Source organism: Agrobacterium tumefaciens, assembly GCA_025560025.1.
Taxonomy (GTDB): Bacteria; Pseudomonadota; Alphaproteobacteria; order Rhizobiales; family Rhizobiaceae; genus Agrobacterium.
This window is the reverse complement of sequence record CP048485.1, coordinates 1031999-1054705: the sequence shown is the minus strand read 5'-3', so window position 1 is coordinate 1054705 and position 22707 is coordinate 1031999. Positions and strand designations below refer to the sequence as shown.

The window sequence follows — 22707 nt, the reverse complement described above, 5'->3', positions numbered from 1 at the left end:
ATGTAAAACTGCTGCGCATTTTTACCGGAAATGCTCCAAGGACCGCGATCACTTCTTCTTCGGCACTTTCGGCACGGTATTGGCCTTGCGGCGTGGCTTGTTGTCCTCGCCCGACTTGTCGGTCTCGGCAACAAGAACCTCCGCCTCTTCATTGGCCTTTGCCGCCTTCGAGGCAGGTTTCGCCTTGGCTTTCGCCTTGCCGGGCGATTTGGCCGCCTTCAACTCGGCTTCCGGCTGCGGTTTCACGGGCGCTGTCTCCGGCAGAACCTCAAGTATGAGGCCGTCGGAGCCGTCGTCCTTCTTGCCGACGGTGACGCTGACGACACCGCCCTTCTTGAGCTTGCCGAAGAGGATTTCGTTGGCGAGCGGCTTCTTGATGTTTTCCTGGATTACGCGAGACAGCGGGCGAGCGCCCATCTTCTCGTCGTAACCCTTTTCCGCCAGCCAGGAAATCGCGTCCTCATGCAGATCGAAGGTGACATTCCGCTCGGAGAGCTGGGTTTCCAGCTGCATGACGAACTTCTGCACCACCTTGTGGATGACGGCGGTCGGCAGCGGCGAGAACGGAATGATCGCATCCAGACGGTTGCGGAATTCCGGTGTGAACAGGCGGTTGATCGCCTCTTCATCCTCGCCAGTCCGCCGCGAAGAACCGAAACCGATGGCGGATTTCGCCATTTCGGATGCACCCGCATTGGTCGTCATGATGAGGATGACGTTGCGGAAGTCGATCTTCTTGCCGTTATGATCGGTCAGCGAGCCATGGTCCATCACCTGCAACAGGATGTTGTAGATATCCGGATGCGCCTTTTCGATTTCGTCCAGCAGCACCACGGAATGCGGATGCTGGTCGACGCCGTCGGTCAGCAGACCGCCCTGATCGAAGCCGACATAACCGGGAGGTGCACCGAGCAGGCGCGACACGGTATGGCGTTCCATATATTCCGACATGTCGAAGCGCAGCATCTCGACGCCGAGCGAGGCGGCAAGCTGCTTGGCCACTTCTGTCTTACCGACGCCCGTCGGGCCGGAGAAGACATAGGAGCCGATCGGCTTGTTCGGTTCGCGCAGGCCGGCGCGTGCCAGCTTGATGGCCGTGGCCAGCGCCTCGATGGCGATATCCTGACCGTAAACGACCGAGCGCAGCTCCTTTTCGAGGTTGGCGAGAACCATCTCGTCATCCTTGGAAACCGTCTTCGGGGGAATACGGGCCATCGTCGCGATGGTTGCCTCGATTTCCCGTTCGGTGATCAGCTTGCGGCGCTTGGAAGCCGGCAGCAGCATCTGCGCCGCACCGGTTTCGTCGATCACGTCGATCGCCTTGTCCGGCAGCTTGCGGTCGGAAATGTAGCGGGCCGACAGTTCGACGGCAGCCTTGATCGCCTCATTGGAATATCTCAGGTGATGATAATCCTCGAAGTAAGGCTTCAACCCCTTCATGATCGCGATCGCATCATCGATGGAAGGCTCGTTGACGTCGATCTTCTGGAAACGGCGCACGAGTGCACGGTCCTTTTCGAAGAACTGCCGATATTCCTTGTACGTGGTCGAGCCGATGCAGCGGATCGCGCCCGAAGACAGGGCCGGCTTCAGCAGGTTCGATGCATCCATCGCGCCGCCGGAGGTGGCGCCCGCACCGATGACGGTGTGGATTTCGTCGATGAACAGAACCGCGCCCGGAAACTCCTCGAGTTCCTTGACGACCTGCTTCAGGCGCTCTTCGAAATCACCGCGATAACGGGTTCCGGCAAGCAGCGTGCCCATGTCGAGCGAGAAGATCGTGTCGTTGGCGAGAGCCTCCGGCACCTTGCCTTCGACGATGCGCTTGGCAAGGCCTTCGGCGATGGCGGTCTTGCCCACGCCAGGATCACCCACATAAAGCGGGTTGTTCTTGGAGCGCCGGCAGAGGATCTGGATGGTGCGGTTGACCTCCTCATGGCGGCCGATCAGCGGGTCGATCTTGCCGTTCCTCGCCTTGTCGTTGAGGTTGACGCAATAGGCCTTCAGCGCATCCTGCTGCTTCTTGGCGGAAGATCCCTCTTCCTCGGGATTGCTGCGGTTCGCCTTGTTTTCGCTTTCAGGCTCATCGGCGCCGCGTGGCGTGCGCGTCTGCGACGTGCCCGGACGCTTGCCGATACCGTGGGAGATGTAGTTGACCGCGTCGTAACGGGTCATCTCCTGCTCCTGCAGGAAATAGGCGGCATGGCTTTCGCGCTCGGCAAAAATGGCCACAAGCACGTTCGCGCCGGTCACTTCCTCGCGGCCGGACGATTGCACGTGGATCACAGCCCGCTGGATGACCCGTTGGAAACCGGATGTGGGCTTGGAATCCTCGTCGTAACCGGTGACGAGGTTGGTCAGTTCGTTGTCGACGTAATCGCTGACGGTCTTGCGCAGCGCATCGAGATCGACATTGCAGGCGCCCATCACGGCGGCGGCATCCGCGTCGTCGATCAGCGCCAGAAGTAAATGTTCCAGCGTCGCATATTCGTGGTGACGCTCATTCGCAAAGGTCAGTGCCTGGTGCAGCGCCTTCTCGAGACTTGGGGAAAAAGTTGGCACGTTGCGATCCTCATTTCTTTTCCATGACGCATTGCAGCGGATGCTGGTGCTGTCGGGCGAAATCCATGACCTGGCTTACTTTCGTCTCTGCGACCTCATATGTAAACACCCCGCATTCGCCCACGCCGTGCTGGTGCACGTGCAGCATGATACGGGTCGCCGCTTCGCGATCCTTCTGGAAAAAACGCTCCAGAATATGGATGACGAACTCCATGGGAGTGTAGTCGTCATTCAGTAAAAGAACACGGTACAAATTCGGTCTTTTCGTCTTTGGCTTGACGCGGGTAATAACGGACGTTCCGCGGTTGGTGCCGCCGTCTTCCCCGTCGCCCTCGCCCTGCATGTAGATCGGCCTAGCGATCATCTTTCATCATTCTCCAAACCGTTCTCAAACCGACAGTTCTTTGCCAGGAGGGAGAACTTCGCCTCTTCATATCTAGGTCGTTAAGACGCGATTTTAAGCCCCTTGCGAAACGGTGCAATCACTATTGCGTTTGCGAAGAGGCAAACCTCGGGAAAAGTGCGGATGTGGAGGCAGCCAGGGCTCAAGGAAGACACGCGCCCACGGCAGCGGCGCGTTTTCAGACCGGATGCAAACGGGTGCGACAGGTCGCGGCGCAGCCGAATCCGCTTCGCCGCCGCCGGCCTTACTCCTTGTCGTCGAGCATTTCGCGAACGGCGATGGCGAGCTGCTTCAGCGAGAACGGTTTCGGCAGGAAACCGAACTTGGCGTCCGCCGGCAGGTTTTTCGCGAAGGCATCCTCGGCATAACCTGAAACGAAGATGAATTTCAGGTCGGGATAGGATTTGCGCAGCTCCCTCAGCAGCGACGGACCATCCATTTCCGGCATCACCACATCGGATACGACGATGTCGACCTTGCCTTCCAGCTCCTCCATCACCTCCAGCGCCTCGGTGCCGGAGCCCGCCTCGTGCACGGTGTAACCGCGTGTTTCCAGCATGCGCTTGCCGCCGCGCCGCACGGCCTCCTCGTCCTCCACCAGAAGGACGACGGCGGAATTGCCGGTCAGGTCGAGCGGCTCTTCCTTCACAGGTTCCGGCGCCGCCACGGGCGCTAGCGCCGCCTCGCCGTGCTGTTGTCCATTGGTCTGAACGGCCTCAACCACATGGCGCGGCAGGTAAATGCGGAAGGCGGTTCCCTTGCCCACTTCCGATTCGGGATAAATATAACCGCCCGACTGCTTGACGATACCGTAGACCATCGACAGGCCAAGGCCCGTGCCCTTGCCAACTTCCTTGGTGGTGAAGAAGGGCTCGAAAATCTTGTCCATGATTTCCGGCGGAATACCCGTGCCATTATCGGCAACTTCCACCATCACCATGTCTTCGGCCGGGAATTCGGGACGGCCAAGGGCTGCGATTTCCTTGGCGTCGACGTTCCGCGTCCTGATGCTGATCTTGCCGCCGTCGGGCATGGCATCACGCGCATTGACGCAGAGATTGATGAGCACCTGCTCGAATTGCGACAGATCCGTCTTCACCGGCCACAGATCGCGGCCGTAGTCGACCTCCAGCTTGACGTTGGTGCCGGAGATCAGCCGATCCACCAGCATGCGCAGATCGCCGATCACGTCGGTCAGGTTGAGGATTGCCGGGCGCATGGTCTGCTTGCGCGAGAACGCCAGAAGCTGGCGCACCAGCACGGCCGCGCGGTTGGCGTTGCGCTTGATCTCCATGAGGTCGGCGAAGCTTGGGTCGGCAGGCCGCGCCTGCAGAAGCAGATGATCGGACGAGAGCAGGATGGCGGTCAGCACATTGTTGAAGTCGTGGGCGATGCCACCCGCCAGCGTGCCGACGGCATTCATCTTCTGCGTCTGCGCCATCTGGGTTTCGAGCGCCTTCTGCTCCGTCACTTCGATAGCATAAACGATGGCCACCTCTTCCGGCGCCTCGTCGTCCTGGTCGATAACGGCGTTGACGTAGAAACGGAAATGCCGGCCCTCGTCGCTCGGATGGCGGGAATCGAACGGGGCGATATCGCCCTGACGGTCCTTGGCTTCGGCCAGCGCCTGTTCCAGACGGGGTTTTTCATTGTCGTGGATGATGGTTTCGAGCGCAATGCCGCGATCGATATCGTCACGCCCGACCACACCTGAGAACAGCTTGAGGAAGGGCGCGTTGATGCGCAGGATGCGGCCCTCTCCGTCAAGCGAGGCAATCGCCATCGGCGTATTGTTGAAGAAGCGCGTAAAGCGCATGGCGGAGGACGACTCCGTATCCTCCTGGCCCTTGGGGCGCATCAGAACGATGGTCCGGCTCTCGCCTGGCGCACCATCCTTGGAGGTGACCTGATGCACAAGGCGGGCCGGCATGCTCTGGCCATTCACCCGGCGCATGTCGAGGTCGAGGATTTCCGTGCGCTTAGTGCTTCCCTGCGGGTGCACGGATTCGATCAGCGCCATGCCCTCGCCGGCGACGATGTCGGACACCGTCATCGAGCCGGGAGAAAATTGTGCCAGATCGATGCCAAGCCATTCGGACAGGGTGGCGTTGAGATAAACGATTTCGCCCTTGCGGCCGGCGGAGAAGAAACCAGCCGGCGCATGGTCGAGATAGTCTATGGCGCTTTGCAATTCGCGGAAGAATCGCTCCTGATCCTCCCGCTCCGGCGTGATATCGGCGATCTGGAAAACGTGCAGCCCCTCACCGCCCGCATCCTTCAGCACCCGCCCTTTCAGCCTGTACCAGTGCGGCCCGGCAGCGGCATCGTCGCCGAGCGGTTTCAGCAGCCGGAACTCCTCGTAACCGTCACGGCCTTCCCGCAGCACATTGATGAGCCGGTAAAGGGCCTCCGTCGATTCCCGGCTGCGCGACAACAGCGTCTCCAGGCTCTGTATATCGCTTGCCTTGGAGGTGCCGCTCATACGGCAATAGGTAGCGTTGGCGTAGACCATATGGCCCTTGGCATCGGTGATCAGCGTGCCTTCCGGGTGGGCCGACAGGAAACGGCGGGCAAGCCCGTCCGACTGCGACTGTGGCATGACCTCGATGAACCCGATGATCGACGAGACCAGAAAGAAAATGCCCATCATCGCCAGCACGCCGAGAATGCCGAGCACGATCTCGTTTTCCAGCGAATCCTTGAAATAGACGAAGGCGGCAGCAGCCGCGATCAGCACCAGCGCCAGCAGCAGAATCCGCAACACCGTGCCGGAACGGGCACGCCTGTCCACCAGTGGAAGGTCGTTGTCGCTTGTCTCGCGCACCCGTGTCATCTTGGCCTCGCAGTCGTGCAGGTCGTCATTCGGTCAGCCACATTTCCCAGACGGAATCGGGCAGCAGAATTTCTTGTAGCAACTCGCTTGACCATCAAAAAGCTCCGCGGGGACACAAAGGCTTAAAAACGCACAGAGAAACGACCCGAAAGGCGCAATGGACAAGGCTTTCCGGCGATGAGGGAACCGAAAGCCCTGCCAACCGGTTTTGCGTTTCAAACGGGCAAAGGCGGATAAACCTTGTATCGCGCCTAAAAAAATCGTCTTTTCCTGCTTAACGTTCACACTATAAGAACCACGGCAATATTAATTGCTCGAAAAAATCTGAAGGGACGATCTCCATGATGGATGATTTTATCGGGACCTATGGAAACAACCTCATCGTCGCCGTTGTCGGTGTGGGTGTGGCGCTGCTGGTGCTGGCGATTGCTCTGTGGCTTCTGCGCAGGCGCAGCGGCTCGGCTCCCTTTATCCGGGGTGGACGCAATCGGCAGCCTCGCCTGCAGGTTCTCGATGCGACGGCCGTGGATGCGCGTCGCCGCCTCGTTCTGGTGCGACGCGACAATGTCGAGCATCTGGTGATGATCGGCGGTCCGACTGATATCGTTATCGAAAGCGGCATCGGCGCGATCCCGATCGTGCGGGACGTACAGGAACCGGAACTGAAGGCGCTGCCACGCCAGGAGAGCGACGTAAAAAAGGCCGAGCCGGCTATCCCGCAGGAGCGCCGCGCGACCCTGCCGCAACAGCAGCCTGTCGCGACGGTCGCTCCCGCTACCGCAACCGAAGAACCGGTAAAACAGCCGCAACGGCCTGAGCAGCCGGCCCCGGCGCCTCGCCCCGCACCTGCCCCGGCATCGGCCGCACCGCTGCCGCCACGCCCCTCGACACCGCTGCAACCGGTTTCCGCCGCGCCTTCGGCTGTCCGCGAGCCTGCGCCGCCTGCAAGGCAGGCAGCGCCCGAGAGGGAGATCGCCCGCCCCGTCCCTTCACCGGCACCTGTACCAACACCGGCACCAGTCACCGCGGCCACACCGGCAGTCGCCGTTCTGCCGGTTGCCGCTGCCTCGCTCGATATGGCCGCAGAACGGACCGACCAGAAGCGAGCCGAGCCTTTCGCGCCTGCGCCGGCCCCGGTCACGCCTCCCGTTACCTTACAGGCAAGGGCGACAGAGGAACGGCCAGCGGTGCCCGCGCCGCAGGTTTTTGCCGCGCGTGAGCCTGTCATCGACCAGTCGAATGCCGCCGATTTTCTGGACGCCGCACGCGAGCGTGTTCTGCCCGGGCTGAACCCCGGAGACAATACGCCGCCGGCGCCCTTCCCGCCGCAGCCGGAAAATCCGGCCATCATCTCCGCTGACGCCGAGCCCAGATTTTCCGATGACCTTGCCAGCGATTTCGAGAGCTTTCTCGAAGCCGAAATAGCCAAGAGCAAGGATGCCGAGAAAGAGCCGGAAATTGCTGCGGCTGCGGAGAAGCAGCCCAAGACCCAGCCCGCCTCTCCGCCTGTTACCGGCGCGACACCGGATGGTGACATGCAGAAGGAAATGGCGCGTATCTTCGGTGAGCTTTCGGTCACCCGCGATCGCTGACGGGCCGGGGTCCGTTAGACGGATCGATTTGAAAGCAAAAAGGGCGCGGAAATAATTCCACGCCCTTTTTCATTTTTGTAATTTTCACCGACCGGTTCGCTGTGGCAACCGGATAGCTCTCCGTCTTACTCGTCGCGGTAGACTTTTTCGCGACGCTCGTGACGCTCCTGCGCCTCAATGGACAGGGTCGCTATAGGGCGGGCGTCAAGACGCTTGAGGCCGATAGGCTCACCCGTTTCCTCACAGTAACCGTAGGTGCCGTCTTCGATCCGCTGAAGGGCCGCATCGATCTTTGAGATCAGCTTGCGCTGGCGGTCCCGGGCGCGAAGTTCGATCGCCCTGTCTGTTTCGGAAGATGCCCGATCCGCGAGATCGGGGTGGTTGGCGCTTTCTTCGGCGAGATGTCCGAGGGTCTCGCGCGCTTCTCTAAGGATGTCATTTTTCCAGGCGACCAGCTTCGCGCGGAAGTAGGCACGCTGGCTGGCATTCATGAACTCGTCGTCTTCCGAGAGTACATATTTGCTAAGATCGATCTTCTCACTCAACGCGATTCTCCTCGAAGAACATCTCAATGCGGCGGTGTATACTCCAATGATATAGGCCGGTTCAAGTCTACAGATCAGTTTTCAGGCATTTTTAAAACTGACATAAAAATCATCTAAATGACTAATTTTTATCCTTTATTGGCGTGGAAGCGATCTCTTCTTCGATCACTTAGACGCGACTTGCCAACAGGAAAGAGGACTTGCGGTCCCGTGAGCCTATCCTGTAGCATTCGGACCGTGCCCTAGAGTTTCGAACACCGGTCCCTGCCCTTGACAGATCATCACCCGAAGCGAGTTTACCTTCTGCGCCACGCCAAGGCCGCCTGGGCGGCGCCGGGAGAGCGCGATTTCGACCGGGGATTGAACGAGGCGGGTTTCGCCGAGGCGGAGATCATCGCCGATCTTGCCGCCGATCGGCACTACCGCCCGGACATGCTTCTGTCATCGACGGCCGCGCGCTGCCGGCAGACCACGCAGGCCTGGCAACGCGCCTTCAACGAAGGCATCGACATCGGCTATGTCGATGAAATGTACAATGCGCGCAGCGAAACCTATCTCTCCCTCATTGCCGCACAAACGGACGTGCAATCCGTGATGCTGGTCGGACACAATCCCACCATGGAGGCGACGCTGGAGGCGATGATCGGCGAGGATCTGCTGCATGCCGCCCTGCCTTCCGGCTTTCCGACATCGGGGCTTGCCGTGCTCGATCACGACGACGGTGTTGGAAACGGCAGGAATCGCTGGCGGCTGGTCGATTTCCTGTCACCGGGCAGATAGCCGAAGGCTGCCGTGCCTGCGGGAGTGCTAAACGGGATGTCGTTGAAAATCCACGGGGTCGCTTCTTTTTTGGGCAGCCACGCATTCCTATATTGCAGCCGTGATCGTGAAACACAGCCGGGAAACTGCCATTGCCGCCTTCTCTTACGTCCCTGACGGACAGTGCGCTCATCGCGTTCGATAATCTGGCCGACCGTGCGAGCAGCCTCACCCACCCGACATTGCGGCTCGGCGTCACCGGTCTTTCGAGGGCGGGAAAGACGGTCTTCATTTCCTCCCTCGTCCACAATCTTCTGAATGGTGGCCGCCTGCCGCTGTTTGAAGCCATGCGGTCGGGCCGGGTCTCGAATGTGCGCCTTGAACCGCAGCCGGACGACGCCATTCCCCGTTTTCAATACGAGGACCATATTCAGGCGCTGGTGCGCGACCGGCTCTGGCCCGATTCGACACGGGCAATATCCGAACTGCGGATCACGCTGGATTACCAGAGTGCCAGCGGCTGGGGCCGGTGGTTTTCGGCCGGCAAGCTCTCCATCGATATCGTCGACTATCCCGGCGAATGGCTGCTCGACCTGCCGCTTCTGTCGCAGGATTACAGGCAATTCAGCGACGCAACCGTCGCGCTCGCCGGGACCGGCATCCGTTCCGAGCTGGCGCAGGAATGGCTGGCGATCGCTTCCTCTCTCGATATCAACGCCCCCGCCGACGAGATGACGGCGCGACGTCTGGCCGAAAGTTTCGCAGCCTATCTGAAAGCCTGCAAATCCGACGAAAGATCGCTCTCCACCCTGCCGCCGGGGCGTCTTTTGATGCCGGGAGATCTGGAAGGATCGCCGGCGCTGACCTTCGCACCCCTGCCGGGCCTGACGGATGAGAAAGCACCGAAGGGCTCGCTGCGCGCCATGATGGAGCGGCGCTACGACGCCTATAAATCGATCGTGGTGAAACCCTTCTTCCGCGAGCATTTCGCCCGCCTCGACCGGCAGATCGTGCTGATCGACACGCTTCAGGCGGTCAATCGCGGCCCGGAAGCCGTGCAGGATCTGGAACGGGCGCTGGGCGATGTTCTCGCCTGTTTCCGCCCCGGCACCAATAGCCTCCTGTCGTCTCTCATCGGCCGGCGCATCGACAAGGTGCTGATTGCCGCCACCAAGGCCGACCACCTGCACCATGAAAGCCATGACCGGCTGGAGCGACTTACCCGCCGTCTGGTGGACCGCGCCATCACCACCATCGGCATGAATGGCGCCGGCATAGAGGTCATGGCGCTGGCTTCCGTGCGTGCCACGCGGGAAGCGACCGTGCGGCAGGATGGCCACGAACTGCCCGTCATCGTCGGCACGCCAATGGCCGGTGAGACCATCAATGGCGAAACCTTCGACGGCAACCGCAAGACGGCGATCTTTCCCGGCGATCTGCCTGATGATCCCGAGCCGCTGTTCCGCAGCATTGACAGGGATGGCGACAAGGCGACGTTGCCCGACGTCAATGTCGTGCGTTTCCGGCCGCCCAATGTCGACGAGCCGGGCAGCGGCGGCATAAGGCTTTCCGTGCCCCATATCAGGCTTGATCGCGCCATGCAGTTCCTGTTCGGAGACAAGCTCGCATGAAGGTTCCCACACCCAACGATCCGCAGGCTCGCCGCCCGGCAGCTTTCACGCTCGAGACGGAAGAGACGGCACGGCCATCCGCGACGCAGAAACGTGCCCCGCGCAGCTTCGGTGCCGAGATTTCACTGACGCCCGACGAGGACGATCCGTTTCTCGCACCGGAAGAAATCGATGCAGCCGCCTTGCCGGTGGCGACGCCGAAGAAAAGCCGATTCTCCTTCGGCAAACTCGCACTCGGCGCATTGGGCGTGTTGTTCTCGCTTGCCTTCGGCCTCTGGGCGGATCAGCTCATCCGCAACCTGTTTTCCCGCTCAGACTGGCTTGGTTACACGGCGACCATCGCGCTTATCGTTGCGCTTCTGGCCGTCCTCGTCCTCGTCGGGCGGGAAGTCTTTGGAATCATGCGGCTCAATGCCGTGCAATCCTTGAAGGCTGATGCGGAGACGGCAAGCCTCGACAAGAGCCCGAAACCCGCCCGCGCCATCGTCACACGCCTCAATGCTGTCCTCTCCCACCGGGCCGAAACGGCCAAGGGACGTGCGGCGCTGAAGGAAACGGAAAACGATGTGATCGACGGCCCGCATCTGATCGAGCTTGCCGAACGTGAATTGCTGGTGCCGCTCGACCGGCAGGCGCGCGCCCTGATCCTCAATTCCTCCAAACGCGTCTCCGTCGTCACCGCCGTCAGCCCGCGTGCAATCGTTGATCTCGCTTACGTGCTGTTTGAGGTGACACGGCTGGTTCGGGCCATGGCGGAGCTTTACGGCGGCCGTCCCGGCACGCTTGGCATGTTGCGGCTGCTGAAGGATGTCGTCGCCCACCTCGCCGTGACGGGATCGATTGCCGTCGGCGACGGCCTTGCCCAGCAGGTTCTCGGTCACGGTCTTGCCTCGAAACTCTCCGCGCGACTCGGCGAAGGCGTCATCAACGGCCTGATGACGGCGCGAATCGGCATTGCGGCCATGGATCTGTGCCGTCCGTTGCCGTTCAGGGCGGTGAAGCGTCCGGGGATCGGCGATTTCATGTCCGACCTGACGCCCGATTTAAGCGGCGGAAAAAGCGGTGAAAAAGCCTGAGTGGCAAGACATGAGCGGTTCAAAAGGTTACGGACGAAGCCGCAAATGAGAGCGAAATAAACCAAGCATTAACCATTCCGCCGGTAGATTGCGGCCTATCGAACAGGCTTCTTCGCCGGGGAAAGTATCATGTATTCGCGCTTCTTTTCGCTTGTGGGCGGACTTGCCGCCATATTGTCCGTCAGCGGCGGTTTCGGCCTGTCTGACGTCCATGCCGCATCGCGCGACCGCGACGACGTGTTTTTCCGCTCCGTAGCCGGCAGCTGGAAAGGCCCGGGCGAAATCGTCGCCGGCAAATACAAGGGCACCAAATTCACCTGCGATCTGACCGGCGAACCGCTTGATGACAAGCAGACCGGCATCAAGCTCGGCGGCACCTGCCGCGTCGGCGTCTTCAGCCAGCCCATGTCCGCCGTCATCAGCCAGAAGGGCAACTCTTACGAGGGCAAATTCCTCGACGGTGCCGAAGGCAAGGGGCTGGACATCACGTCCGGACAGGTCAGCGGCGACAAGGTCGTTGTCGGCATCAACCGCGCCAAGCTCAATGGTGCGATGGTTGCCCGTGTCTCCAGCGACAATTCGATGAATATCACCATTTCCGTCAAGGTCGCCGACCAGATGATCCCGGTCATCGGCGTGACGCTGGCGCGTGACATCGACCAGATGGCCGTCGGTTCGATCAAGCCGTAACGGCTGCAGCCTCGTTACTCATCACCGAGCGGGAGTGACCACCACTTCCGCTTTTCGTTTGCGCGGATGATGCCCGTCCTGTCCGCCTGCTGAAGCCATTCCAGGACGGATTTGCCTTTGACTTCAAGATCGGGCGCGATGTCGGCAAGCGGCATCAGCACGAAAGCCCGCTCCGTCATGCGCGGATGCGGCACTTCGATGCTTTCCGTTACGAGAGATTCATTCCCATAGGTCAGCACATCGATATCGATGGTGCGCGGCCCCCAGCGCTCTGTCCGCACACGCTTCATGCCCTTCTCAATATCGAGGCATAATTTTAACAGCGAAGGCGCCGCAAGCGAGGTTTCCACCAGGGCGCAGCAGTTGAAAAAATCCGCCTGATCCGTCTTGCCCCACGGTGGCGTGCGGTAAAGGCCGGAGACGGCCAACAGGCGGCAATCGCCATGCGTGTCCAGTTCGCGCAGGGCTCTCGCCATGGCGGCGGCGGGATTGCCGATATTGCCGCCGAGTCCCAGGGCAGCGACGGTCGTCTTTTCAGGCACGGTGTTCAACGCTCACCTGCGCATAGTCCAGAATGCCGGGAACGGGGGCAGAGGGTTTGCGCACCGTTATTCGCAGCCAGACGATTTGCGGATAACGCTCGCGCAGCGCCTTGCAGATGTCGTTCGCCAAAGCTTCGATGAGATAGCGGCGCTGGCCGACGACGATCTTTTCGATGACGGCGAAGGCGACGCCATAATCGACGGTATTTTCGATCTCGTCTGTTTCCAGCGCATCACCCGCCTCGACCTCCATCTCGGCATCGACGAAAAAGCGCTGGCCCAGCACCTCCTCCTGCTCGAGAAGACCATGACGGGCGAAAAAGGAACAGTTTTTCAGGATGATGGTATAGCGGCTCATCGCATCGCCTCCATGGCAGGACTGTTTCGCCAGAAAGCCGCACCACTTTCGGGACGCGGCATTCCGGCACTCATTGATCTACGCATCGGCCTTTGCCGACGTTTTGGCAAGAACCGCATCGGCGATTGCCAGCGCATCACGTGTCGCGGCAACATTGTGCACGCGAAAAATCGAAGCGCCCGCCAGCCTGAGGATCGCGGTGGTCGCAGCCGTTCCGATATCGCGTTCCTCAGCCGCATCCCGGCCCGTCAGCGACCCGATGAAACGCTTGCGCGACGTACCGGCCAGAACCGGCAGTCCGAAAGCAGCCAGTTCGCCGAAACGCGCCATCAGCGCGACATTTTCGCTCTCGTCCTTCGCGAAACCGAAACCGGGATCGAGCACGATGGCGTCGCGGCCAATACCCGCATCCTCGGCGATCTCCAGCGAGCGATTGAGGAATTCGAACTGGTCGGCGATGACATCGGCAAGCTTCTGCCTGTCGCGGCCGGTATGCATGATGCAGACGCCGGCGCGGGTGGCGGCGACCACACCAGCCATCTCCGCGTCTTTCTGCAGGCCAAAGACGTCATTGACGATATGTGCACCTGTCCCGATCGCCAGCCGCGCTGTCGAAGCGCGATAGGTATCGATCGAAATCAGCACATCCGTCTCGCGGCGCAATTTCTCGATGACGGGCAACACCCGGTCCTGTTCCTCGGCTTCCGTTACTGCGGCCGCACCCGGCCGGGTGGATTCCCCGCCTATATCGATGATGTCGGCGCCCTCCTCCACACAGCTCAGCGCATGGGAAAAAGCCGCATCGACGGCGAGATAACGGCCGCCATCGGAAAAGGAATCGGGCGTGGCATTGACGATGGCCATAATACGGCCACGCCCATCAAGTTTCAGGGAGCGACCATGGGCCGCTTGCCACACATTGCTGCCGGCTGTTATCACGGAACACGCGCCTTTCGGGAATAACGGAGTGTTATGCCAATTCTTATAAGTTTCGCTCCGCCTATGCAGCAAACCTTTTTCAAGTTCAACCGGAAGGCCGGGTCATGACCAAATCATCACGTGCTCTTTGCACCGCTCTTACGGGTGCATTGGCCCTTTCCATGCCCGGATCGGCTTTTTCAGAAACTATCGTCCGCAAAACCTATTCCTATTTTTCGATCAGCGGCAAAACCGCCGCCGATCTGGACCAGCAGCTTTCCAAGCACGGTCCGCTGACCCGCAACACCGGTGCACGCCATCCGGGTGCTACCGAGATCAAATTCGGCGGCGAGCTCACCTATGTCGAAAAGAACGGCCTGTGCAGCGTGGGAACGGCGAAGGTGGTGCTGAATACCCGCATCCTCCTGCCGCAATGGAAAAACCGGCGGCGCACCACGGCGGAGCTGGCCTTTATCTGGGACACGCTGCTTGCCGATATCAAGCGCCACGAGGAACGCCACGCGGAAATCGCCCGCACCCATGCCCGCACGCTCGAAAGGCAATTAACGGCGCTTCGCCCGCAGAAAAACTGCGAGACGCTGCAGGAAATGGTCGGCAAGATCACCCAGACGGTGATGGACGAGCACGACAAGGACCAGATGCGCTTCGATGTGGTGGAATCGAAAAATTTCGATGCCCGCATGACGCGGCTTTTGAAAAACCGGCTCGAACAGGGCCAGAACCGGCGCTAAGCGACCTCACCTCTCGACCTGCCAAAAACTCACCCAGCGCAACGGGCATGACGTAACGTCATGTCCGATATCACCCGTGAATTCTCGTCATGGTGCGGTCGTCGAGACTCATTGTAGCTTGTTCACATGGTTTGGAACGGTCGCAGCTTACAGCGGGTCGGGCGTTTTAACCGTCTCCGGTTCTCCCGGTGCGCACTTGAGGGCTCGCAGGTGTTTCCTCCCTCGCCTGCATGCTGCGTACCCGCCTCGCCCCGCTCCCCGCTACCAGGTGAGCGGGGCTTTTTCTGCGTCAGGCAATGCCGAGGGTTTATCAGCCCTGGCGCTCGGGAACGTGAACGACAAGACCGTCAAACTCGTCATTCATCTTGATCTGACAGGAAAGACGCGAAGTGGGACGCACATCGAAAGCGAAATCCAGCATGTCCTCTTCCATCGGCTCAGGCCCGCCGACGCGCTCCGCCCATGCATCGTCGACATAGACATGACAGGTCGCACAGGCACAGGCGCCGCCGCATTCCGCATCGATGCCGGGAATGGAGTTGCGCACGGCGTTCTCCATGACGGTGGAACCGTTGCTCACGTCAAGTTCATGGGGCGTGCCGTCAAAGGCAACGATGGTCAGTTTTGTCATGCCGGAAATCCAAAATGTGATCTAAGAACTGTTCTAAACACATAGAAAGGCCGGTTCGGCTTGGCAACCCGCTTCAAGGGCGCCAGACCCAACCGGCCTCACAAAACGGCAAATTTGATGGGTACCGCCTCAGCGGCAGAGCTTGAGGATGAAGTTTTCCGCTTCAACAATGGCAGCGGCGAGCCTTGCGATAGCCGCGCTGTCGTTGCCATTGTCCTCCACCGCTGCCGCGGCCGTGGACACGGCGGATGCGCCGATGGCCTGAGCGGCGCCTTTCAGACGGTGGGCGGTTGCCCTGACAGCCTTGTCGTCAGCACCGGCGATTTCGTGAAGGGCTGCGCGTGCATTGCGGCTGAACAGCTTCAGCACCTCGATTTCGAGATCCTTGTCGCCCATCGTCTGGCGGGCAAGATGATCGAAATCGATGGGCCTTGTGCCTGCGGCCGGCGCACCGCCGCAATTATCCGGAGCTTCGAAAGCAATACTGACCGCTGCCATGTCTGAAATTCCTTGTGTCTCGCCGTTTCCTGTTTCGTGTCACATCTGTGTCGTATTTACGCATTGAAGCCGGTGCTATCGGCTTAAATTACGGCGTGACGCAGGCGAAAATCTTCTGCTATGGTTAATTTATGTTAAACTTATGCGAAACAAGGCGTTCAGAGCGAAACCGAGGTTTAAAAACTGTTAAAAAGCCGACACTTCGCTACCGTCGCAAATCCGCATTAATTGTTTCGAACACCTAAATGTGTCACTACGGTACTGCCGTTCCTGCAGGGCTTGAGCTCAAGCTTTGTTATTCCGGCACAGTGATGTAATTTCGCCCGAAAGCTGGATCACCAGCAATTCGGGATTTGGTAAATGGCGGAATTGTTCTCTCATAAGGGATAATGTTCCGCTGGCATGATGGCGGCAGTCCGCTTGCGGGTCGCAAGTGGTCAACGGCATGAAGCCGGGCGTATGTGTAACGAGGCGTAACCGCATGGCGAATAACAAGATCAGCGACTCTGTCGACGAGACTGCATTTCAGGCGTTGGAAGACGCCTTGCAGCTTGGCGCTTTCGAAGAAAAGCCGGAGACGCGGAAAACTGCAGCGCCGAAGCAGCCGGAGGCCAGATTGAAGGAAGCAAGCAGACAGACCCCTGCTCCCGAGGCCGCGCGCGCGCCTGCCGAACAGGCGCCCAAATCGCCCAATCTCGAGGCAGCCAATGACGGCTCCAAACGCAGCCCGGCCATGATCCTGAAGTCGCTCGAGGGTGGCTCCATCGGCGGCGCGCTTCGCAACGCGACGATCATGTCGGTGATCTGGGCGCTCGGCGGCCTCGGTGTCGCGCATCTTCTTTACGGCAATGCGCTGTGGAACATCGGCTCGCTTGCCGATCTCACCGCGATTCCCGGCCTGATGGCGATCGTCGTCGGCATCCTCGTTCCCGTCATGCTGTTCTTCGCCTTTGCGATCATGATGGCACGCGCCCGCGATCTGCGGAACGCCGCCCGCTCCATGGCCGAAGTCGCCCTTCGCCTTGCGGAACCCGAAACGGTCGCATCCGACCGCATCATGTCCGTCGGACAGGCGGTTCGCCGCGAAGTCTCGGCCATGAATGACGGCATCGAGCGCACCATTGCTCGCGCGACGGAACTCGAAACCCTCGTTCACTCCGAGGTCAACGCGCTTGAACGCAGCTATGCCGACAATGAACTGCGCGTGCGCAGCCTAGTGCAGGAACTGACCGCCGAGCGCGACGCCATCGTCAACCATGCGGAGCGCATCCGCTCCTCCATCGTCGGCGCGCAGGAACAGATCAAGGAAGAGCTTTCTATCGTCGGCGAAGAGCTTTCGATGCGGATCGCCACGACCGGCGAGGCTTTCGCTTCGATGATCGACACCCGCTCGGCCGCGCTTTTGGAAAAATCGCGCGCCTCGACCGAAGCGATGGGCAGCCTGATCGCCGCCAAGACCGAAAACCTGCTTCAGGCCCTGAATTCCTCCGGCACGACGATCTCCAACGAGTTCGACATGCGCCTGCATAACCTCACCTCGACGCTGGATGAGCGCGGTGAAGTGCTGCTCGAACGTTTCGCGATCCACGCTTCGACGCTGGACAGCGGTGTGGAAAGCCTGAATAGCGCGCTGGAGGAACGCACCCGCCAGCTCAACGAGACCCTGTCCACCCGCACCCTTGAACTCAACCGCAATATCGATCGCGGCCAGCAGATCATCGGCGGTTCGCTGGATACCGTGCTCGACAAGCTCTCCACGACGCTCGAGGAAAAAGGTCTTTCCTTCCGCCAGAGCCTGCAGAGCACGGCTGACGATGCGATCATGGACCTCGATCTTCGCTCCGGCCTCTATGAGGAACGGTTGCAGGCGACGGTCGGCCAGGTCAATTCGGCCTTTGACGAACATGTGGCGGAATTCGCCAGCGCCTTCGATCAGCGCGCCGGCAGCCTCGACAGCAAGCTGATGGAAAGCCTCGCCCGGATCAACGAAACCGTTGCCGGCGGCTCCGAAGCCCTCGATACCATGCTGTCGAGCGGTCTTGAGCGCATCGGCACCACCATGACCGATCAGTCTCTGGCGCTCGCAACCGCGCTGGGCACGGGCCAGGAAATGCTCGAAAGCGCGCTTGAAACCCGCACCCGCGAATTCAGCGATGCAATCGGCCAGCGCACTGCCGACATCACCAATGCCTTCGCCAATTCGCATGAGAAGATCGACAGCGTCCTGGCGGAACGCAGCAACGCCCTGTTCGGCGCGCTTTCGGCCAGCCAGGACCGTTTCGACGAGGCGCTCGCCAGCCGTTCGCTGGCCATCACCGGCTCCGTCTCCGGTACGGCCGAACGCCTCGCCGCGATGCTCGACGAACGTGCAGCCGCGATCAACAGTGTCGTCGCCGATGTCGAGCGCCGCCTTTCGGAAACGCTCGAAACCCGGGCTGCCGCCATCACCGGTGCCGTTTCCGGCATCGAGGATCGCATTTCCGATACGCTGGAAAGCCGCACGGCTGCCCTGCACGACGTCGTCTCCGGTGCGGAGAGCCGTATCGCCGACACGCTGGATGGCCGCACCGCTGCCCTTTCCAGCGCGATTTCGGGTGTCGAGGAACGCATTGCCGACACGATGGACAGCCGTACCCTGTCGCTCGACATGACCTTCGCCAATGTCGAGGAAAGACTTTCCGAAACGCTCGACAGTCGCACCTCTGCCCTCACCGGCATTGTTGCCAGCGCTGAAGAGAAGATCGCCGGCGCACTCGACAGCCGCACGGCCACTTTCGGCGACGTGGTCGCCGGTGCCGAAAGCCGCATCGCGGAAACGCTGGATGGCCGCACCGCAGCGCTCAACGCTGTGGTCTCGGGCGCCGAAGAACGCATCGCCGATGCGCTCGACAGCCGCACCATGGCGCTCGACATGGCATTTTCCGGTGCAGAGGAAAAAATCACCGAAGCGCTCGACACCCGCACCGCAGTCCTTGGCGAACTGGTGGCCGGGGCCGAGAGTCGTATCGCCGGCGCACTCGACAGCCGTACGGATTCGCTGAAAAACGTCGTTTCCGGCGCGGAAGAGCGGATCACGGACGTGCTCGACAGCCGCACCATGGCGCTCGACATGAGCTTCTCCGGTGTCGAGGAAAAGATCGCCGATATCATCGACGGCCGCACCGCCGCCTTGCACAGCGCCGTTTCCGGTGTCGAAGACCGTATTGCCAGCGCCCTGGACAGCCGTACTTCCGCCCTTTCGGGTATCGTCTCCAGCGCAGAGGAACGCATCGCCGACGCGCTCGACAGCCGCACGCTGGCGCTCGACATGACGATTTCGGGCGTGGAAGAGCGAATTGCCGAGGCCATGGATGCCAGAACGTCGTCGCTTTCGCTTGCGGCGGCCGGTGTCGGCCAACGTCTCGAAGCCACCGCCTTCACGCTTGAAAACGCGCTTGCCAGCGGCCACGAGCGGCTGGAAACGATGCTCGGCTCGCAGGCGGAGCGCATTGCCGGCTCGCTGGAGCGCAATAGCGGTCTGATCGAACAAAGCGTTTCCGGCGCGGCCAACCGCATCGAAACCGTTGTGGAAGATGGCAGCAGCCGTTTTGCGCAGACAGTGGAAGAAGGCGTGTCCCGCCTCGAAAGCAATCTGTCGCAATCGCATGAGGATATTCGCACCGCGCTCGACCAGCGCCACGCCGATATGGCAGCGACCCTTAGCTCGGCCACGACCCAGATGGGCGACATGCTGTCCGAGCAGGCGATGATGATCGGCACCACGGTCGCGTCCAGCGCCAGCATGCTCGAACTTTCGCTCGAAACCCAGCAGGAAACACTGCAGAAGGCGATTGACGGCAGTGCGGCGACGCTGGAAGAGCGCCTTCGCAACAGCGCTGGCGACATTGCCGTCAAGATCGGCGAAGCCGCTCGGGAAATCGGCGGCGCGACCGACGCCCTGTCCTCGAAAATCGAGAGCTCGATCGGCAATGTCACCACCCGTCTCGACGAGACCGGCGCTCGTATCGAGTCGTCGCTCGACGCCCTGCAGACACGCGTCGGTGGCGATCTGGCCAACGTCAATACCTCGATCGAGGATGCCGGCCGTCGCTTTGCCGATGCGCTGGAAGACAAGACGGCCGCCTTTGCCCGCACCAGCGACGACGCCGCGCAGCGCATTACCGGCATTCTGGACGAGCAGGCCATACGTGTAACCGACACGTTCGAAAGCCGCACCAGCCGCCTGGCGGAAACCTTTGATGCCGGTACCGCCCGCATCGATGAACGTCTCGGCACCATGGACCGGGCGCTGACGATCGGCCTCGAAAACGTCAACCGCACCATCGAGGGCAAGGCAAGCGATCTTGCCGTCAGCCTGCGTGGCGCGGTCGTCTCCGCCACCCAGAGCATTGATGAGGAAGCCGTTCGCTCCTCCGCGCTGCTTGCCAAGTCCGGTTCGGAATTCGCCGAGCAGGTGCAGGCGCAGAACGAGGCCTTCACCAAGGCCATCGAGGAACGTTCCGGCGAGATCGTCAGCCGCATCTCCGATGCGCAGACGCGCTTGTCCGGCCAGGCCGCCGCCGTTGCCCAGACCTTCTCCGAGGCTGGCAACATCATCGTCAACAAGGTCGCCGAGGCCGAAGCGGTCGTGCGTTCGCAGGTCGGTGTTATCTCCGAGACGCTCACGGGCGTCGAATCGGCCCTCGACGCCCGCGGCGAATCCATCCGTTCTGCGCTGGACAACCGCACCCGCGAACTCAACTCGATGCTGGCCAGCCGTTCCGCCGAACTGTCGCGCCTGATCGAGGAGAAGGCCAAGCCTGTCGTCGACGAATATGCCACCATCGGCCGCGAAGCCGCCGAAAAGATCGTTTCCGCCGCCCAGCAGAGCGCCGAGCTTCTGTCGCAGAGCAACAGCGGCATGGTCGGCATGGTGGAACAGGCGATCAGCGATTACGCCAATGCCGGCACGGATGCGGCGAGCAAGCTTGTCGCGGCCACCCGCCAGAGCACGGATATGCTGTCGCAGACGCATACCGCCATGGCGGATGCCGTTGAGCAGGGCATTGAGAAATATGCACGCTCGGGCAGCGATGCGGCCAACAAGCTGGTCGCCGCCACCCGACAGAGCACCGACATGCTGTCGCAGACCCATAACAGCATGGCCGAAATCGTCGAGCAGTCGGCAACCAACTTCAACTCCGCCGTCGAGCGCGCCGCACAGGAATTCGGCACGGCCGACGCAGCGCTGAACGCATCGGCGACCCGCTTCTCCGATAGCGCCTCGCAGGCCGCCGACATGGTGTCCAGCTCCAGCCGTCTGCTCGAAGGAAAGATCGACCGTCTGTCGAATATTTCCGGTCAGACGCTGGCGCAGGTTGCCGGCATCGTCGGACGGTTCGAGGAACATTCGAAGGTGCTGAGCCAGGCGTCCGAACTGCTGAATGCCGCACAGTCGAGCCTCGTCGGCACGCTGGAAGAACGCCAGGATGCGCTTCGCAGCCTGTCCGTCGGTCTTGTCAAGCGTTCCGAGGAAATCGAAAGCGCCATGCGCAATGTCGTCGGCGTTGTGGAAACCACGCTCAACGACGCCGAGGAGCGTTCGCAGAACGTCGCCGGCAATCTGCGTGACAATCTGCAGGCGTCCTTTACCGATATCGGCCGCTCGCTCGATGAAACCGAGCAGCGCGCCCGCTCGGCGGCACAGACCATGCGGGGCGCCCTGCTCGCCGCCGGTCAGGATGCCAGCCGCTCGATCGAAAGCACGCTGTCCGACGCGCAGAAATATTCCGACGAGCTGGTCAACCGCCTGCGGGGCGGTGTCGAGTCCTCGCTTTCGGAAGTCGACAATCTTCTCGGCAGCGCCTCGGAAAAATCCAATGCCGCCGCCGCCAACCTCAAGGAAACCCTGCGTCAGGCTGTCGAAGAAGCTGTCAGCCGCTTTGCCGGCGCGACGGACGAAATTCGCCGCTCCAGCCACGACATCCGCCGCGAGCTGGATGCAACCCGCGCCGAACTGAAGCGCGGCGCATTCGACCTGCCGGAAGAGGCCAAGGAAAGCGCTGCCGCCATGCGCCGCGCCGTTTCCGAGCAGATCAAGGCCCTGCAGGATATTTCCCAGCTTGTCGGTCGTTCGACCCACCAGATGGAAGTCTCCGAACCCGTTGCCCGCGCCATCGCAGCGACCCAGCCAGCCGCCGAGCGCCGCGTCGAGACGCGTCCGCAGCCGGCAGCAGCCGCTCCGGTACAGCAGCGCCCGGCGCAGCCGCAGACTGCTGCCGCACCTGCATTGCGCGGTACGCTGCCGCTTGAGAACCGTCAGGTCGAAAACCGTCAGGCACCTGCCCCGTCGCAGACGGCAACAGCGCCTGCCGGACGTCGCGAAGAAGGCGGCGGCTGGATCAGCGATCTGCTGCGTGGCGCGTCACAGGAAACGCCAGCAGCGTCCACACCACGCGCCAGCACTGAGCAGCAGCCGACCCGTGCGGCCGACACCCGCAATCCGCGCCACATGGTCGAATCGCTGAACTCCCTGTCCGTCGACATTGCCCGCGCCATAGACCACGATGCGTCGGTTGAGCTATGGCGCCGCTACCAGCGCGGCGAACGCGACGTCTTCACCCGTCGCCTCTACACGCTGAAGGGCCAGACGACCTTCGACGAGATCAAGCGCAAATACGAGCGGGAAGCCGAATTCCGCACCGCCGTGGACCGCTACATCACCGATTTCGAAAAGCTGCTCGCCGATGTGGCGCGTACCGATCGCGACCGGAGTGTCACCCAGTCCTACCTCACCTCCGATACCGGCAAGGTCTATACGATGCTTGCCCATGCGGCGGGTCGGTTTAACTGATCTCTGGTGCGAGTAGAAACAAGAAAACCCCGGTCACGACCGGGGTTTTTCATTTTGGCTGACAGGCGGATTTAGACTGGAGTTC

General features: G+C 61.2%; 16 protein-coding genes. 7 read left to right on the top strand and 9 right to left on the bottom strand.

Features of this window, described 5'->3' with window-relative positions; translation table 11 throughout:
* Window positions 1–48 precede the first annotated feature (48 nt).
* The 3 genes from clpA to FY152_05175 form a co-directional block, all read right to left on the bottom strand.
* On the bottom strand, window positions 49–2562 hold the full coding sequence (gene clpA, locus FY152_05185) for an ATP-dependent Clp protease ATP-binding subunit ClpA (GenBank protein UXS31517.1): 2514 nt from the start codon (window positions 2560–2562) through the stop codon (window positions 49–51).
* A 10-nt stretch (window positions 2563–2572) separates the two neighbouring features.
* Entirely contained in the window at window positions 2573–2926 is a 354-nt protein-coding gene (gene clpS / locus FY152_05180) for an ATP-dependent Clp protease adapter ClpS (protein ID UXS31516.1), read from the bottom strand.
* Between the two features lie 283 nt (window positions 2927–3209).
* A complete protein-coding gene (locus tag FY152_05175) occupies window positions 3210–5798 on the bottom strand; it encodes a response regulator (protein UXS31515.1) in 2589 nt (862 codons plus the stop codon).
* 341 nt (window positions 5799–6139) lie between these two features.
* On the opposite strand from FY152_05175, the gene FY152_05170 reads away from it, so the two are divergent.
* Window positions 6140–7390 carry a flagellar biosynthesis protein FliO gene (locus FY152_05170; GenBank protein ID UXS31514.1) on the top strand — a complete coding sequence of 417 codons (1251 nt, stop codon included), beginning with the start codon at window positions 6140–6142 and terminating at the stop codon, window positions 7388–7390.
* 125 nt (window positions 7391–7515) lie between these two features.
* Here FY152_05170 and dksA read toward each other — a convergent pair whose 3' ends face one another.
* Entirely contained in the window at window positions 7516–7935 is a 420-nt protein-coding gene (gene dksA / locus FY152_05165; protein UXS31513.1) for an RNA polymerase-binding protein DksA, read from the bottom strand.
* A gap of 270 nt (window positions 7936–8205) precedes the next feature.
* On the opposite strand from dksA, the gene FY152_05160 reads away from it, so the two are divergent.
* The 4 genes from FY152_05160 to FY152_05145 all read left to right on the top strand — a co-directional run bounded on the left by FY152_05160 (window position 8206) and on the right by FY152_05145 (window position 12091).
* Window positions 8206–8715: a histidine phosphatase family protein gene (locus tag FY152_05160; protein UXS31512.1), complete on the top strand. Its 510-nt coding sequence runs from the start codon at window positions 8206–8208 to the stop codon at window positions 8713–8715.
* A gap of 131 nt (window positions 8716–8846) precedes the next feature.
* The gene (locus FY152_05155; protein UXS31511.1) at window positions 8847–10325 is read left to right on the top strand and encodes a YcjX family protein; all 1479 of its coding nucleotides are present in this window, start codon (window positions 8847–8849) and stop codon (window positions 10323–10325) included.
* Window positions 10322–11401 carry a TIGR01620 family protein gene (locus FY152_05150; protein ID UXS31510.1) on the top strand — a complete coding sequence of 360 codons (1080 nt, stop codon included), beginning with the start codon at window positions 10322–10324 and terminating at the stop codon, window positions 11399–11401. Before FY152_05155 ends, FY152_05150 begins: the two co-directional genes overlap by 4 nt.
* Window positions 11402–11530: 129 nt before the next feature.
* Window positions 11531–12091 (top strand): hypothetical protein, encoded by a 561-nt coding sequence (locus tag FY152_05145; GenBank protein UXS31509.1) that lies wholly within the window; start codon window positions 11531–11533, stop codon window positions 12089–12091.
* Window positions 12092–12105: 14 nt separating this feature from the next.
* Here the strand turns inward: FY152_05145 and folK are convergent, their stop codons facing one another.
* The 3 genes from folK to folP form a co-directional block, all read right to left on the bottom strand.
* Window positions 12106–12642, bottom strand: a complete 537-nt coding sequence (gene folK, locus FY152_05140; GenBank protein UXS31508.1) for a 2-amino-4-hydroxy-6-hydroxymethyldihydropteridine diphosphokinase — start codon at window positions 12640–12642, stop codon at window positions 12106–12108.
* Window positions 12626–12991, bottom strand: a complete 366-nt coding sequence (gene folB / locus FY152_05135) for a dihydroneopterin aldolase (GenBank protein ID UXS31507.1) — start codon at window positions 12989–12991, stop codon at window positions 12626–12628. Before folB ends, folK begins: the two co-directional genes overlap by 17 nt.
* Window positions 12992–13069: 78 nt before the next feature.
* Window positions 13070–13930, bottom strand: a complete 861-nt coding sequence (gene folP / locus FY152_05130; GenBank protein UXS31506.1) for a dihydropteroate synthase — start codon at window positions 13928–13930, stop codon at window positions 13070–13072.
* A gap of 104 nt (window positions 13931–14034) precedes the next feature.
* On the opposite strand from folP, the gene FY152_05125 reads away from it, so the two are divergent.
* A complete protein-coding gene (locus tag FY152_05125) occupies window positions 14035–14661 on the top strand; it encodes a DUF922 domain-containing Zn-dependent protease (protein UXS31505.1) in 627 nt (208 codons plus the stop codon).
* 310 nt (window positions 14662–14971) lie between these two features.
* On the opposite strand, the gene FY152_05120 is transcribed toward FY152_05125, so the two are convergent.
* Together FY152_05120 and FY152_05115 are read right to left on the bottom strand one after the other, a co-directional pair.
* The gene (locus FY152_05120) at window positions 14972–15292 is read right to left on the bottom strand and encodes a (2Fe-2S)-binding protein (protein ID UXS31504.1); all 321 of its coding nucleotides are present in this window, start codon (window positions 15290–15292) and stop codon (window positions 14972–14974) included.
* Window positions 15293–15421: 129 nt separating this feature from the next.
* A complete protein-coding gene (locus FY152_05115; protein UXS31503.1) occupies window positions 15422–15790 on the bottom strand; it encodes an Hpt domain-containing protein in 369 nt (122 codons plus the stop codon).
* 481 nt (window positions 15791–16271) lie between these two features.
* Between FY152_05115 and FY152_05110 the strand changes: the two genes are divergently transcribed.
* Window positions 16272–22622, top strand: coding sequence for a hypothetical protein (locus tag FY152_05110; protein UXS31502.1), 6351 nt, complete (start codon window positions 16272–16274; stop codon window positions 22620–22622).
* Window positions 22623–22707 lie beyond the last annotated feature (85 nt).

Excerpts from the sequence above, each read along its gene's own strand:
- clpS (UXS31516.1), bottom strand. The coding sequence starts at position 2,926 with ATGATCGCTAGGCCGATCTACATGCAGGGCGAGGGCGACGGGGAAGAC.
- FY152_05115 (UXS31503.1), bottom strand. The coding sequence starts at position 15,790 with ATGGCAGCGGTCAGTATTGCTTTCGAAGCTCCGGATAATTGCGGCGGT.
- FY152_05110 (UXS31502.1), top strand. The coding sequence starts at position 16,272 with ATGGCGAATAACAAGATCAGCGACTCTGTCGACGAGACTGCATTTCAG.
- folB (UXS31507.1), bottom strand. The coding sequence starts at position 12,991 with ATGAGCCGCTATACCATCATCCTGAAAAACTGTTCCTTTTTCGCCCGT.
- FY152_05120 (UXS31504.1), bottom strand. The coding sequence starts at position 15,292 with ATGACAAAACTGACCATCGTTGCCTTTGACGGCACGCCCCATGAACTT.
- FY152_05145 (UXS31509.1), top strand. The coding sequence starts at position 11,531 with ATGTATTCGCGCTTCTTTTCGCTTGTGGGCGGACTTGCCGCCATATTG.
- FY152_05170 (UXS31514.1), top strand. The coding sequence starts at position 6,140 with ATGATGGATGATTTTATCGGGACCTATGGAAACAACCTCATCGTCGCC.
- FY152_05150 (UXS31510.1), top strand. The coding sequence starts at position 10,322 with ATGAAGGTTCCCACACCCAACGATCCGCAGGCTCGCCGCCCGGCAGCT.
- FY152_05175 (UXS31515.1), bottom strand. The coding sequence starts at position 5,798 with ATGACACGGGTGCGCGAGACAAGCGACAACGACCTTCCACTGGTGGAC.
- FY152_05125 (UXS31505.1), top strand. The coding sequence starts at position 14,035 with ATGACCAAATCATCACGTGCTCTTTGCACCGCTCTTACGGGTGCATTG.